Source organism: Neisseria sp. HMSC067G12 (assembly GCF_001812725.1).
In the GTDB taxonomy this organism is placed as follows: domain Bacteria; phylum Pseudomonadota; class Gammaproteobacteria; order Burkholderiales; family Neisseriaceae; genus Neisseria; species Neisseria perflava.
On sequence record NZ_KV810182.1, the window covers coordinates 342,056 to 356,107 of the forward strand.

General features: G+C 46.8%; 14 protein-coding genes. 4 read left to right on the plus strand and 10 right to left on the minus strand.

The genetic code is table 11. From position 1 onward, the window contains the following. Positions 1–54: 54 nt before the first annotated feature. The 4 genes from HMPREF2871_RS01680 to HMPREF2871_RS01695 form a co-directional block, all read right to left on the minus strand. Entirely contained in the window at positions 55–723 is a 669-nt protein-coding gene (locus tag HMPREF2871_RS01680; RefSeq protein WP_049344055.1) for a membrane protein, read from the minus strand. Positions 724–753: 30 nt separating this feature from the next. Then, on the minus strand, positions 754–1,380 hold the full coding sequence (gene purN / locus HMPREF2871_RS01685) for a phosphoribosylglycinamide formyltransferase (RefSeq protein ID WP_049344053.1): 627 nt from the start codon (positions 1,378–1,380) through the stop codon (positions 754–756). Between the two features lie 97 nt (positions 1,381–1,477). Further along, positions 1,478–2,293, minus strand: a complete 816-nt coding sequence (locus HMPREF2871_RS01690) for an FKBP-type peptidyl-prolyl cis-trans isomerase (RefSeq protein ID WP_049344051.1) — start codon at positions 2,291–2,293, stop codon at positions 1,478–1,480. A 160-nt stretch (positions 2,294–2,453) separates the two neighbouring features. After that, on the minus strand, positions 2,454–3,719 hold the full coding sequence (locus HMPREF2871_RS01695) for a Glu/Leu/Phe/Val family dehydrogenase (protein WP_049344050.1): 1,266 nt from the start codon (positions 3,717–3,719) through the stop codon (positions 2,454–2,456). Positions 3,720–4,160: 441 nt separating this feature from the next. Between HMPREF2871_RS01695 and HMPREF2871_RS01700 the strand changes: the two genes are divergently transcribed. The 3 genes from HMPREF2871_RS01700 to HMPREF2871_RS11840 all read left to right on the plus strand — a co-directional run bounded on the left by HMPREF2871_RS01700 (position 4,161) and on the right by HMPREF2871_RS11840 (position 5,667). Then, the gene (locus HMPREF2871_RS01700) at positions 4,161–4,874 is read left to right on the plus strand and encodes a phosphoglycolate phosphatase (RefSeq protein ID WP_049344048.1); all 714 of its coding nucleotides are present in this window, start codon (positions 4,161–4,163) and stop codon (positions 4,872–4,874) included. 96 nt (positions 4,875–4,970) lie between these two features. Continuing rightward, positions 4,971–5,432, plus strand: a complete 462-nt coding sequence (gene recX / locus HMPREF2871_RS01705) for a recombination regulator RecX (protein WP_049344046.1) — start codon at positions 4,971–4,973, stop codon at positions 5,430–5,432. A 73-nt stretch (positions 5,433–5,505) separates the two neighbouring features. Then, entirely contained in the window at positions 5,506–5,667 is a 162-nt protein-coding gene (locus HMPREF2871_RS11840; RefSeq protein WP_049344044.1) for a hypothetical protein, read from the plus strand. A gap of 119 nt (positions 5,668–5,786) precedes the next feature. On the opposite strand, the gene HMPREF2871_RS01710 is transcribed toward HMPREF2871_RS11840, so the two are convergent. From HMPREF2871_RS01710 to gmk, 3 genes are all read right to left on the minus strand, one after another. Beyond that, a complete protein-coding gene (locus tag HMPREF2871_RS01710) occupies positions 5,787–7,943 on the minus strand; it encodes a RelA/SpoT family protein (RefSeq protein WP_049344042.1) in 2,157 nt (718 codons plus the stop codon). A 106-nt stretch (positions 7,944–8,049) separates the two neighbouring features. Beyond that, complete coding sequence (rpoZ, locus tag HMPREF2871_RS01715) at positions 8,050–8,256, minus strand: DNA-directed RNA polymerase subunit omega (RefSeq protein ID WP_003682294.1); 207 nt, start codon at positions 8,254–8,256, stop codon at positions 8,050–8,052. A 52-nt stretch (positions 8,257–8,308) separates the two neighbouring features. Beyond that, positions 8,309–8,926 carry a guanylate kinase gene (gmk, locus tag HMPREF2871_RS01720; RefSeq protein ID WP_049335449.1) on the minus strand — a complete coding sequence of 206 codons (618 nt, stop codon included), beginning with the start codon at positions 8,924–8,926 and terminating at the stop codon, positions 8,309–8,311. Positions 8,927–9,094: 168 nt separating this feature from the next. On the opposite strand from gmk, the gene HMPREF2871_RS01725 reads away from it, so the two are divergent. Continuing rightward, the gene (locus HMPREF2871_RS01725) at positions 9,095–9,655 is read left to right on the plus strand and encodes an adenine phosphoribosyltransferase (RefSeq protein WP_049335447.1); all 561 of its coding nucleotides are present in this window, start codon (positions 9,095–9,097) and stop codon (positions 9,653–9,655) included. A 45-nt stretch (positions 9,656–9,700) separates the two neighbouring features. On the opposite strand, the gene HMPREF2871_RS01730 is transcribed toward HMPREF2871_RS01725, so the two are convergent. The 3 genes from HMPREF2871_RS01730 to HMPREF2871_RS01740 all read right to left on the minus strand — a co-directional run bounded on the left by HMPREF2871_RS01730 (position 9,701) and on the right by HMPREF2871_RS01740 (position 13,914). Continuing rightward, entirely contained in the window at positions 9,701–10,390 is a 690-nt protein-coding gene (locus tag HMPREF2871_RS01730; protein WP_224783375.1) for a toxin-antitoxin system YwqK family antitoxin, read from the minus strand. Between the two features lie 273 nt (positions 10,391–10,663). Then, positions 10,664–11,563, minus strand: coding sequence for a 50S ribosomal protein L3 N(5)-glutamine methyltransferase (gene prmB, locus HMPREF2871_RS01735; protein ID WP_004519392.1), 900 nt, complete (start codon positions 11,561–11,563; stop codon positions 10,664–10,666). A 95-nt stretch (positions 11,564–11,658) separates the two neighbouring features. After that, on the minus strand, positions 11,659–13,914 hold the full coding sequence (locus tag HMPREF2871_RS01740; RefSeq protein ID WP_070607932.1) for a nitric-oxide reductase large subunit: 2,256 nt from the start codon (positions 13,912–13,914) through the stop codon (positions 11,659–11,661). Between the last annotated feature and the right edge of the window lie 138 nt (positions 13,915–14,052).

Below are 14,052 nucleotides of genomic sequence, written 5' to 3' on the forward strand. Positions count from 1 at the left end.
TAAAAGGCCGTCTGAAAACTTTTCAGACGGCCTTCTTGTTTGAGTAAATAAAGATTACGGTTTCACTACTTTACCGTTGATTTTAACGGAAGTCAGTTTCAGGTTGTAGGTTTTGCCGTCATCGGTATAACTGATTTGCGCAGGGATATTGTCGATATCGGAAGCAAACGAGTAAGTAACGGTATCGTCGCCGCGGCGGACGCGATATTTGCTCACCGGCGTTGTACCGCCGTTCAGTTTATAGCTTTCGCTGCCGATTTTGTTCATGCTGCCGACGGTGTACAGTTTTTTACCGTTGGTAATTTTCAAACCTGACGGCAGGCGCACGTCATTGGCGGCCAGTTGCCATGCCAAAGTGAACAAGTCCATGGCCGGACCGGATTTTTCAGTTTTCAAATCACCTGCTTTGCCGTAAGTGATGTTGCCGCCGGAGAATTTGGCCTCGGCATACAATTTACCGCCACGTACATCTTTGTAGTAAGACGGATGCAGGGTCGTGCCGTTGATGCTGCCGCCGGATTCAAAGCGGATATTGTAAAGCGGTACTTTGATGGTAGAAACGATTTTGTATTGGCTGCCGCTGCGTGTGAAGGTCATGGTCGCAGGAATACCGTAGCTGCCTGAGTATTGCAAAACGGCAGATTGCGGCAATTCGGCGGCTTGTGCGCCGATAGAGGTAGTGAGCAGGGAAAGTGTCAATAAGGTTGTTTTAATCGGTTTCATGATGTTTTCCTTGTGTGTATGGTGTTTTAATTAAGCCAACAGGCTTTGACCGGCGGCATTGCGTTGTGCATTCAAAACGCGATTGCCTTCGATTTTCAGACGGCCTGCAACAAAGTCAGCAACGGCTTGCGGGAAAAGCTGGTGTTCAACCGTCAGCACGCGTGCGGCAACATCGTCAGCGGTATCGCCGTCCAAAATAGGAACAATGCCTTGAGAAATAATCGGGCCGCAATCCAGCTCGGGCGTTACGAAATGGATGGTGCAGCCTGCCACTCGGCAACCTGCTTCCAATGCGCGTTCGTGGGTGTGCAGACCGGTGAAAGAAGGCAGGATGGACGGATGGATATTGATCAGGCGGTTTTCATAATGGGCGCAGAATTCTGGAGTCAAAATGCGCATAAAGCCCGCCAATACAACCAAATCTGGCTGATAGGCATCGATTTTCTCCATCATGGCCTGATCAAATGCCAGACGCGAGTCGAAGTTTTTATGGTTCAAACTGTCGGTGGCAATACCGCGCTCTGCCGCCCATGCCAATCCGGCTGCGGTCTCGCTGTTACTCAATACGGCTGCAATGTTGGCATCGGGAATATCAGCATTCACAATCGCCTGCATATTGCTACCGCGTCCGGAAATAAGGATGACGATATTTTTCATCATAATTCCTTGTTAGTTTGGAACGAAGGCCGTCTGAAACGGAATTTTTTCAGACGGCCTATTATCCGTTGTTTAAGGGCGTAAGCCTTGATTCGGATTATTGAACTTTTTGTACGTCAACTTGTACAGGTTGTTGTGCAGCGGCATCAGGCGCGCCGACTTTAACCAGTTTCACGTCGAATACCAAAGTGGCGTTCGGGCCGATTTTATCGCCGGCGCCCACTTCGCGGTAAGCCAATTTGGCCGGGATGTAGAATGTTGCTTCGCCGCCTTCTTTCAAGAGTTGGATACCTTCAGTCCAACCTGGAATCACTTGGCTTACAGGGAAGCTGACTGGGCCGCCGTTGGCTTTGCTGCTGTCAAATACGGTACCATCAATCAGACGGCCTTCGTATTCAACGGTAACCATGTCGTCTTTAGTTGGTTTTTTACCTTCGCCTTCTTTGGTAATTTTGTATTGTAGACCGGAAGCGCTGGTTTTCACGCCTTCTTTAGTCGCGTTTTCTTTCAAGAACGCTTCGCCTTTTTCCAAGTTTACTTTGGCATCTTCAGCACGTTTGGCAGTAGCTTTTTCTTGTTGCTCTTGCAGGAATTTCATCATCACTTCCTGAGCTTGGGCTTCAGTCATTTTGACTTCTTTACCTTCAAACATGGCTTCCATGGCTTCGGTGAAGACTTTCAAATCGATTTCCGTACCTTGGTCTTTCATTTGTTTCAATGAACGGCCGATGTCCACACCCATTGCGTAGCTGGCTTGTTGGGCAGTAGAACCGATGGCAGAAGCATCTGCAGTCGCACTTGAAGCTGCGGAAGCAGCTGGGGCATCTTTAGCGGCAGTGTCTTTTTGGTTGCAAGCAGTCAGTGCCAACAAAGCAGACAAAGCCAATGCGCTGAATTTGAAAGTTTTGTTCATGATTATGTCTTTTCCGGAAAGGTCAAAAAAGGGGATTATAGCTGAGTTTGATTGAAATGGAATCAAGGTGGATTAAAATTTGTAAAGGCTCTTATCAAAAACATCAAGGCCGTCTGAAAACAGGTTTCAGACGGCCTACTCTTAGCTATTGGTCAAACGATTAATACCAGCCGCGCAGTTTCATTGCTTTCTCAACACGACGGATACTCATCATGTAAGAAGCAGTACGCAGGTCGACATCGTATTCTTGAGCCAAGTTCCAAATATCGCGGAACGCACGGCGCAGGACAACGGTTTCTTTCTCTTGAACTTCGTCAAACTCCCAGTAGTAGCCTTGCAGGTTTTGTACCCATTCAAAATAAGATACAACCACGCCGCCGCAGTTTGCCAAAATGTCAGGAACAACCAATACGCCGTTTTGACGCAGGATAACGTCGGCCTCTGGAGTAGTCGGACCGTTTGCACCTTCAACCACGATTTTCGCGCGGACTTTGCCTGCATTTTCGGAAGTCAATTGATTTTCCAATGCACAAGGGGCGAGTACGTCCACATCCAAAGCCAAAAGTTCGGCATTGCTGATTTCTTTACCGTAGCCGGCTTCATTGGTGATGAAACCTTTGGTTTGGAATTCTTTAATGATTGCTTCCATATCCAAGCCGTTTTCGTTGTAGATGGCAACGTCAACAGTAGATACGGCAACGATTTTCGCACCGGCTTTGTGTGCATAGTAACCGGTGTGGTAGCCCACATTACCGAAACCTTGAATGGCATAAGTGGCACCCTTCACGTCTTTGCCCAGTTTTTCCAAAGCTTGGACGGCGGCGAAGTTTACGCCGTAACCGGTGGCTTCAGTACGCGCCAAGGAACCGCCAAACTCAACCGGTTTGCCGGTGAACACGCCCGGTGCGGAATGTTTTACCACGTTTTCATAGGCATCAACCATCCAAGACATGATTTTGCCGTTGGTGTTCACATCAGGGGCAGGAATATCAATTTTCTCGCCGATCAACGGAGAAATAGCTTCGGAATAAGCGCGGGCGATGCGTTCTAATTCCGCTTCGGAATAGTTACGCGGATCCAAAGTGATACCGCCTTTACCACCGCCGTAAGGAATACCGGCCACGCAGCATTTGATGGTCATCCAGATAGACAGGGCTTTAACCTCGTCCATATTCACATGAGGGTGGAAACGCACGCCGCCTTTGTAAGGGCCGACGGCATTATTGTGTTGTGAACGGTAGCCGGTGAAGTTTTCTACTGTACCGTTGTCGAGTTTGACAGGGAAGTTGACTTCCAAAACACGTTGCGGCTTTTTCAAGATTTCAAATACTGCTGGGTCGGCATTCAGGCGATCGCAGGCAATTTTCACTTGTTTTTGTGCAATTTCAAACGGATTCAGTGTTTCTTTAACAGCAGATGCGGACATGTATTTTTCCTTTTCATACACATGATTAGACGAGAGCCATACTTGTTACTATATACAAAAACAGGAAAAAATGTAATAGCATGTAGTCGATAAAAAGCAAATCTATTCATTTATATATAAATTTAGTTTGAGGCCGTCTGAAAATATCGGCACGCCGACCAAAAAATTTTCAGACGGCCCAGTATAAATGCTCATCAAACTATTCAAAAAAGCACACAAACCCTTTGTTTTTTAATGCCTACCAAATCACCCTTTTTGTTGACAAAATCCCTTTCACATTCCCAATAGGCTGACAGCCTTACACCAGCAAAAATTGTTAACAATTTAAACAAATATCCCTTTTAAAGAATCAGCAAAACATCGGCAAATCAGGCAAACAATGTTAAAATAACCGCTCAAAGTTAAAATAACCGCTCAAATAATATGACAGAAAGCTACTCAATGACCACTGCTGCTTTAGAACACGTTCAAGCCGTTGCCTTTGATTTGGACGGTACCTTATGTGATTCCGTTCCCGATTTGGCCGCAGCAGCCCAAGCCATGTGTGCGTACTTGGGTTTACCTGTTTTACCTACCCAAACGGTTGAAAGTTATGTCGGCGACGGCATCAGCAAGTTGGTTCATCGTGTCATTACCAATGATCGTGAAAAAGAAGCCGATCCTGAAATCTGGGAAAAAGGTTTTGTTTTCTTTATGAAATATTATCGCAAGCACTTGAGCGACTTTACCCGCCCCTACCCTGAAACCGAAGCCGGCCTCGGCCTGCTCAAGTCCTTGGGTATTCCATTGGTTGTCATTACCAACAAAAATGAAATTCTAGCTGCTGAGCTGCTGAAAAAGCTTAATCTCGACGGCTACTTCAGCCTGGTTCTCGGCGGCGACAGCCTGACTGAGAAAAAACCCAGCCCATTGCCGCTTCAACATGCGGCCGAAGTTTTGGGCATCGACGTTGCCAATATGCTGATGGTGGGCGACTCCAAAAATGACATTATTGCCGCCAAAGCGGCCGGTTGCTTCAGCGTCGGCGTAACATTCGGCTACGGCGACATGACCTTGCTCTCTCAAGATAAAGCGACCAAACCTGATTTGTTGATTCGCGCCCTGCCTGAAATCTACGAAAATCTACAACCGCAAAAAAATAAAGACGAAGAATAATTCGGCTTTATTTTCAGACGGCCTTTTCGGCTATTTTTCCAATCAGGCCGTCTGAAAATGTAATTCAATGTAGTCACTTCACCTCCACCATATCCCATGAGACCCCCTAAAACCTTACGTGCCCGCGCCTTGGATATTCTTTCCCGTCAGGAAGTCAGCCGTGTCGGCTTGAAACGTAAACTGGCCCCACACGCTGAAAGCGAAGAAGAATTGGAAAAGGTTTTGGACGAATTCGCCGAACGAAATTGGCAATCCGACCAACGTTACGCAGAAGCCTATATTCACAGCAAGAGCAACCGTTACGGCACGCTCCGCCTCAAGCAAGCCTTGGCGCAACAAGGTATCGATGCAGACGACTGTCAGGAGTTCCTACCCGATAGGGAGGACGAGCTGCAAACCGCCATTTCCGTCTTACGTAAAAAATTCAAGCAAGAAGCTCAAGATTTAAAAGAAAAACAAAAACAAGCGCGTTTCCTTGCCTATCGTGGCTTTGGTGCTGACACCATTCAGACGGCCTTAAAAACCGCGTGGAATGAAGACGAAGACTTCTATCAATAATCATTCCCACTTGAATCTTTGCTTCTATCGGCGTACCCTTACGCTTTTATTCGATAATTATCAGAGCTTCATCATGTCCGACAAACCACACGATACACCTAATCCCCTACTCGAAGACGAACGCAAAAATCCTGTTTACCGCTTGGGTCAGGCAGTAGCCGGATTCATGTTGCTGGTTTGGGCAGGCGTTTTGGCCTTGGTTTTCTTCTTGGTTTTCCGTTTTTGGTTGAATTAAACCCAATCCAATTACAAAAAAGCCATAAACCCTCTTAAAAAGAAGCCAACAGCTTTTATTTGCAAACATCAAAAAGGCCGTCTGAAAACACTTTCAGACGGCCTTTGCTTATAACGAGATTATCCTCGAATCACTTTGCGGATATTCGGATTGGCATGCATTGCATGAATAATCTGATTAACCTGATCCAAGTCTTTGACTTTAATTGTGAATTTAAATTCCACAAAACCTTCCGTTCCTGCTTGCGCTTTGGTTGGCGTATCGACAGATTCGATATCCGCACCGGAATTGGAAATCGCTTGCGCCATTGAGGCGAGCAAACCATGCGCATCTTCGGATTTGACATTGAGGATGGTGCGGTACGTTTGATTGCGCATACTGTCCCAACCGGCATCGAGTTGCTCTTCCGGATCGGCTTTGACCAAAGTTTGACAGGTATCACGGTGGATAATCATACCCTTGTCTTTAACCAATAAGGCGCGGATCGCATCGCCTGGAATCGGATGGCAACATTCGGCAAAATGAATCCGGCCGGTTTCCTGATCGTTGACTTTGATCGGGCTGAGTTTGACTGTACTGCCAAAATGTTGGCCTGCCAACTCGGCAATGTGCATGGCAACGTGTACCGGCAAAGTATGCCCCATACCGACATTGTAGAGGACCTCTTCAAACGAGGTTTGTTTGGTATTCAAATCGGCAAGGTATTTTTCTTTGAGGTCGTCTGAAAGCAGAATGTCTTTAGGCAACAGGCTGGATAAAGCTTTTTGCAGCAGGTTCTCACCCAAAACAACGGCATCGTGACGATTCAGATTTTTAATGTATTGGCGGATGGCACTGCGCGCACGGCTGGAAACGGTAAAATTCAGCCATGCCACATTAGGCTTGGCGTGTTCGGAAGTAATGATTTCTACCGTATCACCGGTTTTCAGCTTGGTGCGCAACGGCATCATGACGTTATTGATACGCGCGGCAACGGTTTTATGACCGATATTGGTGTGAACGGCATAGGCAAAGTCAATCGGCGTCGCACCTTTAGGCAAGGTAAGGATATCGCCTTTCGGGGTAACGATATAGACTTCGTTGGGGAACAAATCGACTTTGACATGCTCCAGAAACTCGATGGCATTTGAGCTGCTGGCCTGCAGGTCAAGAATATTTTTCATCCATCGGTTCATATGGAGGACGGCTTGGTCCGGAGTATTTTCACCGGATTTGTAAATCCAATGGCCGGCAATACCGCCCTCAGCCACAGCGTCCATTTCACGCGTACGGATTTGCACTTCGATCGGTAAACCGTAAGGACCGACCAAAGTCGTGTGCAGGCTTTGGTAGCCGTTGCTTTTCGGAATAGCGATATAGTCTTTAAAACGGCCGGGCTTGGGGTGGTATAAATTATGCAATGCACCCAACGCGGCATAACAGGCAGGAATATTGTTTACAATGACCCGAAAGCCGTAGATATCCATTACTTCGGCAAAACGCAGTTTTTTAGCCAGCATTTTTTGATGAATGCTGTATAAGTTTTTCTCGCGGCCTTTGATTTTGGCTTCAATATTGACACCGACCAAACGCTGACCGAATGCACGCAACACTTTGCCGACAACATCGCGGCGATTTTTGCGGCTGTTGTCCATGGCTTTTTTCAGGGTTTCGTAGCGTCTTGGGTGGAGGTTTTGGAACGATAAGTCTTGAAGCTCTTGATACGCATTGTTCAGGCCAATGCGATTGGCGATTTGAGCATAGATTTCGAGGGTTTCTTTGGCGATGCGGCGGCGTTTTTCCGGACGCATAGAGCCAAGGGTGCGCATATTATGCAATCGGTCGGCCAGTTTGACGACGATAACACGCACGTCTTTAGTCATGGCGAGGATAAGCTTACGGAAACTTTCCGCCTGATGCTCGGCATGATCTTCAAATTTGAGTTTTTCCAGTTTGGAGAGGCCGTCTACCATTTCGGCAATGGTATCGCCGAATTCTGCCGCCATTTCGACTTTGGTTACACCCGTATCTTCCAATACATCGTGCATAACGCCCGCGCAAAGACCTTGAACATCCATATGCCAAATCGCAAGCTGCGTGGCAACGGCGAGAGGATGGGTGATGTAGGGTTCGCCGCTTTTACGGGTTTGTCCGTCATGGGCGTGGAAAGCGTAGGCAACGGCTCTTTCAAGCTCGGCCTGCTCATTGGTATTGAGATAGGATGCGGTGCGAAACAGAAGCTCGCGCGCTTCTGCTGTCAGCGGGTCATAGGGGGCGGTAGGCAGTGGGGCTGGCATTTTCAGACGGCCTTTTATGGCTATTTTTTTAAGCCGTCAGACTGTATCGGTTGTTATATCGCACCGATACAGTCCGCGCGGCGGTTTTATCGGTTTGCCGGTTGGTTTACTTATTGCGGGTCAGCAGCTCGGTTCCGATTTGTCCAGCAGCGATTTCGCGCAGGGCGGTTACGGTTGGTTTGTTGTTGCGGATGTCGTCAACCAAAGGCGTATTGCCGTTTTCGAGCTGGCGTGCGCGACGGGCGGCAACGAGGGTAAGGTCGAAGTGGTTAGGGATTTTACCTGTGCAGTCTTCAGTAGTAATACGGGCCATGTTTGCTTGCTTTCTTTCTATGTTTCAAATAAACGGTTATTTTCGCTGTTTTTTACGAATTTTCCAACAGGTTTGAAATAAATCCCTGTTGAGAGGATTTTTTCAGACGGCCTGCTTTAATAATGTGGAACAAATCGGCTTCGGCACGATCCAAATCGTCATTCACGACGACGTAATCGAACAAAACGGATTGCTCAATCTCATGTCGGGCTTTTGAAAGACGTGTTTGAATAACTTCTTCGCTGTCTGTACCACGGCCGATCAAACGTTGTGCCAATACTTCAAAGGAAGGCGGCAGGATAAAAATACTGCTGGCTTCAGGCAATGATTTACGCACTTGCGCCGCACCTTGCACATCAATTTCCAAAATTACATCATAGCCCTCTTCGCTCAACGAATTCACGCCGGCAATGCTGGTGCCGTAATAGTTGCCGAACACATTGGCGTGTTCCAAAAAGGCTCTTTGATCAATCAGTGATTCAAATTCTTCTTTGGGAACAAAGTGGTAATGCACGCCATGTGTCTCACCCTCACGTGGCTGGCGCGTGGTATGAGAAATGGAAACACGGATGTCGTCATGATTTTTCAACAGGCGCGACACCAAGGTCGTTTTACCTGTGCCGGAAGCGGCAGAAATGATGTAAATATTGCCTTTTTTATGATTTTGCATGGTGGTTCAGCCGATGGTATGTACCTGTAAATTATAACACAACACAATGTTTCTCGGAATTTCAGACGGCATGTTGCAAAATTTGGCTATTGTATCGATTAATTTGGCAAGTCCGCATATGACCGCTACAATATCGTGTTAAAAACTTTTTGATTTCGGAATGTCAAGATGTTGATTCATCCTGAAGTAATGGGCGTAGAGGCTTTGGCGGACAAAATCCGTAAAATTGAAAACTGGCCGCAAAAAGGGATTTTGTTTCATGACATTACTCCCGTTTTGCAAAGCGCAGAATATTTCCGCCTGCTGGTCGATTTACTGGTTTACCGCTATATGGGGCAAAAAGTTGATGTCGTTGCGGGCTTGGATGCGCGCGGCTTCATCATTGGCGCAGCTTTGGCCTATCAGCTGAACGTCGGCTTTGTCCCCATCCGCAAAAAAGGCAAACTGCCGTTTGATACGGTTTCTCAAAGTTACGCTTTGGAATATGGCGAAGCAACGGTAGAAATCCATACCGACGCCATCAAGCCGGGCGCACGCGTTTTGTTGGTAGATGATTTGGTGGCAACTGGCGGCACAATGCTGGCAGGTGTCGAGCTGATCCGCAAATTAGGTGGCGAAGTAATCGAAACGGCTGCCATTCTGGAATTTACCGACTTGGACGGCGGCAAAAAAATCCGTGAAAGCGGCGTGCCGTTATTTACCCTGTGCCAAAACAAAGGCTGTATGTAATAAAAAACCGCAAGCTAATCAGCCTGCGGTTTTTTATAATCAAAATTATTCGAGAACGTATCCGTCCGTATCCCAGAAAGTTTTTTTCACCAACTGGTCGTCTTTATAAACTAGCTCAGATTTCTTCGCACCATCATCATACCAATCCAAAATAATGCCACTGCGTTTACCGTTGCGAATACTCAATTCAGACACGATGCGGCCATTTTCATCCCAACTAATGATCTCCGTCGGTTTGTCATTGCTCATCATCATTTCAGTTTTCGGACTGCCGTCTGAATACCATTGTTTCCAATGGCCATTGGCTTTATCATGCTTAAACTGAATTTCGCTTTCTTTCACGCCATTTCGGTAATAGCGCGAACCCACGCCCTCACTCAAGCCATTTTGATAAGGCATTACTGCGGATTTTTTGCCGTTTGGATACCAGTTGACCCACTCGCCATGCGGTTTGCCGTTGCGATAGCTGCCAACCATCTTTTTCTGACCGTTGAAATGCCACAGGGTTAATGTGCCATTATCCAACGCCGGCACAAAAACCTTAATCTGACCGGCAGGTACTTCATAAGGATCAGAATATTTTTTCATCGATGGATAGTAAAAATCCTGCACCTGTGCCTTACCTGCCTCAATCTTGTATTGGCGGACATAAGCAACCGAAGGCATGGTCGCCGTCAGTTTACCGTTTTGATTGAAATAAACGGTATGTTGCTGGGCAAAGGCGGCAACGGGCATACTGAACAAAGCAGCAGCCAACAGGCCTGATTTTAAATAATTATTCATAATATGGAGTTTGGCAGTATATGTTCTACAAAAAGTCAGTAATAAAAATCTACCGGCATTTAAATCTATGACAAATATTATAAGCCATAGTTTCAAAGCCTGCTTGGATTTCATATTCGGCATACCATAGGAATTTGTATTTTCTTAAAATATTAAAAATTTTATAAAACAAAGGCCGTCTAAAACTTTTTCAGACGGCCTTTATTTTATTTATATCAAAATAATCTATTCTTCACCCAATAATTGCTCGCGGGTCAACAAGAATACAAACCCATCGCCACCGCTGGTTTCCAACCAAGTAAACGGTAATTCGGGATAAGCCGCTTCCAATACTTCACGATTGTGACCGATTTCAACCAGCAATACACCTTTTGGATTCAAATATTTCGCCGCTTGCAGAATGATTTGACGTGTAGCGTCCAAACCATCTTCGCCACTACCCAAAGCCAATTCCGGCTCGTGCAGGTATTCATCAGGCAACGCTTCCACTGATTCCGCGTCGACATAAGGCGGATTGGAAACAATTAAGTCGTATGTTTCATCCAAACCTTCGAATAAATCGGTATGCACCAAGCTGATGCGGTCTTCCAAACCATAATCTTCAATATTGATGGCGGCTACTTCCAGCGCATCCAAGCTTAAATCAACGGCATCGATTTGTGCATCAGGATAGTGGTGCGCCATTTGGATAGCCAAACAGCCGCTACCGGTACACAAATCCAAAGCTCGATGCACCAACTCATCGTGTTCAATCCAAGGACGGATACCGTCGCCAAGCAATTCATAAATGAAAGAACGAGGCACAATAACGCGCTCATCGACATAAAAATCAAACTCACCCTGCCATGCCTGATGCGTCAGATACGCGGCAGGAATATGCTCAACTGCGCGGCGTTCGATAATGGACAACACTTCCTCCTTCTCACTTTGCAACAATTTGGCATCCAAATAAGGCTCCAACATATCCAAAGGCAGGTTCAAAGTGTGCAAAATCAAATAGGCTGCCTCGTCATGGGCATTATCACTTCCGTGTCCGAAAAACAGTCCGGCATCATTAAAACGGCTGACGGCAAAACGCAATAAATCGCGAACAGTAGTCAGCTCTTGAGCAGCTTGGTTGAACATAATGTTTTGTCTTGTCAATTTAAGAATGTTGAAATTATAACAGAAAGGCCGTCTGAAAACTTTTCAGACGGCCTTCGATTTAATTCAGCTTAAGATTATTTATCGCGGCTGAATACGATTTTGGTAGCTTGGATAGCAACGCAGACAGCACCACCGATGAAGATCAAGTCAGCAGCGGTACGAACCCAACGCAGGGTATCCAAGATTTCCATTTGCAGGAACTCTTCGCTACGTGCATACCACAGACCATGAGTGATAGAAGCGTAAGCTTGAATCACGCCAACCGGCAACAGGCTGATGGCAATCATACCCACCAGACCGCCGTTCAGCAGCCAGAAGCCCCAAGTCATCAGTTTGTCGTCAAATTGCACATTAGGTTTCAGGTAGCGTGCAACCAGCAATACGAAGCCCAGAGCTAAGAAACCATACACACCGAACAGAGCCGCGTGAGCGTGAACTGCAGTAGTGTTCAGACCTTGGATGTAGAACAGGGAAATCGGCGGGTTAATCAGGAAGCCGAATACACCGGCACCGATCATGTTCCAGAAGGCAACTGCTACGAAGCACATCAGAGGCCAACGCAGACGTTTCGCCCAGTCGGACAGGTGTTGGTAAGACCAGTGTTCGTAAGCTTCACGACCCAGCAGAACCAAAGGCACAACTTCCAAAGCGGAGAAACATGCACCGATTGCCATAGAGGCAGAGGTAGAGCCGGAGAAGTACAAGTGGTGCAATGTACCTGGGATACCGCCCAACATGAAGATGGCGGCAGCTGCCAGAGTAGAAGCAGTAGCAGTACTACGGCGAACAAAGCCCATGTTGTAGAAGATGAATGCGAAGGCGGCAGTAGCGAACACCTCGAAGAAGCCTTCTACCCACAGGTGAACCACCCACCAACGCCAGTATTCCATCACAGCGATTGGAGATTTCTCACCGTAGAACAGGCCAGGAGCGTAGAACACACCCACACCGACCATAGAAGCTACGAAGATAGCCAACAGGTTTTTGTCTGTACCTTTTTCTTTAAAGGCAGAGATAGTACAACGCAACATCAGAAACAGCCACAACAGCAAGCCGACCATCAGCAGAAGTTGCCAGAAGCGACCCAAATCCAAGTATTCGTAACCTTGGTGACCGAACCAGAAGTTCAGCTCAGGCGGAATGATGTGAGTCAAAGCAAAGAAGTTACCTGCGTAAGAACCGCCAACTACGATGAACAGGGCGATGTACAGGAAGTTCACACCTGCACGTTGGAATTTAGGATCTTTACCGCCGTTCACAATCGGAGCCAAGAACAGACCTGCTGTCAGGAAGCCGGTTGCAATCCAGAAAATAGCGGATTGGATGTGCCAAGTACGGGTCAGCGCATATGGGAACCAGTCGGCCATTTCAAAGCCCAGTGCGGTATCAATACCGTAGAAGCCTTGACCTTCGACAGTATAGTGAGCGGTCAAACCACCCAACAGTACTTGTACGACAAACAGCGCAACAGTCAGGAATACATATTTGCCCAACGCTTTTTGAGAAGGAGTCAGTTGTACTTTAGAGATAGGATCTTCAGTAGGTACTTCAACCTCTTCATGTTTGGTCAAGAAAGAGTAACCCCACATCAGCAAGCCGATACCCATCAGCAACAATACCACGCTGGTGAAAGACCACATGTAGTTTTCAGTAGTCGGTACGTTGTTGATCAAAGGCTCGTGCGGCCAGTTGTTGGTGTAGGTGAAAGTTTCGTCAGGACGGTTGGTCGAAGCAGACCAAGAAGTCCAGAAGAAGAAGTTGAACAGTTTTTCACGCGCTTCTTGGCTTGGCAATGTGTTGTTTTTCATTGCAAAGTGTTCGCGAGTGGTTTGGAACTTAGGATCGTCGCTGTACACACCGTGGTAGTAAGGCAGAATGCTTTCGATCGCTTTCACGCGGGTATCGCTGATAACGACAGAACCATCTTCCTTAACACGGCTTTGGTTGCGGTATTCGTCAGCCAAACGGGTTTTCAGAACAGCTTGCTCCTCAGGAGAAACTTCGTCAAATTTTTTGCCGTAAGTTTCTTGCGCAGTCAGATCCAACCATGCAACCAGCTCGCGGTGCAGCCAGTCGGCAGTCCAGTCCGGAGCTTGGTATGCACCATGACCCAATACAGAGCCAACTTCCATACCGCCGGTAGTTTGCCATGCAGATTGACCTGCCAAAATATCGTCTTTGGTCATCAGGACTTTGCCGGATGCAGAAACGACTTGTTCAGGGTATGGCGGAGCCTTTTTATAGACCTCGCTACCCATATAACCAAGAATGGTAAAGCATACTGCCAGTACGGCAAACAGCAAGTACCAAAGCTTCTTGTACTGTCCCATTTTGAGTACTCCTTGATTTTGGTAAAAAGTGGTTGGGTATTAATTCATTAAATATGAATGTTAAAGATTGTATCACGGTTTTAAAAGTAAAGAAATATTTTGTCAATAATATTCCTTTAAAACCATTAACTTACATGA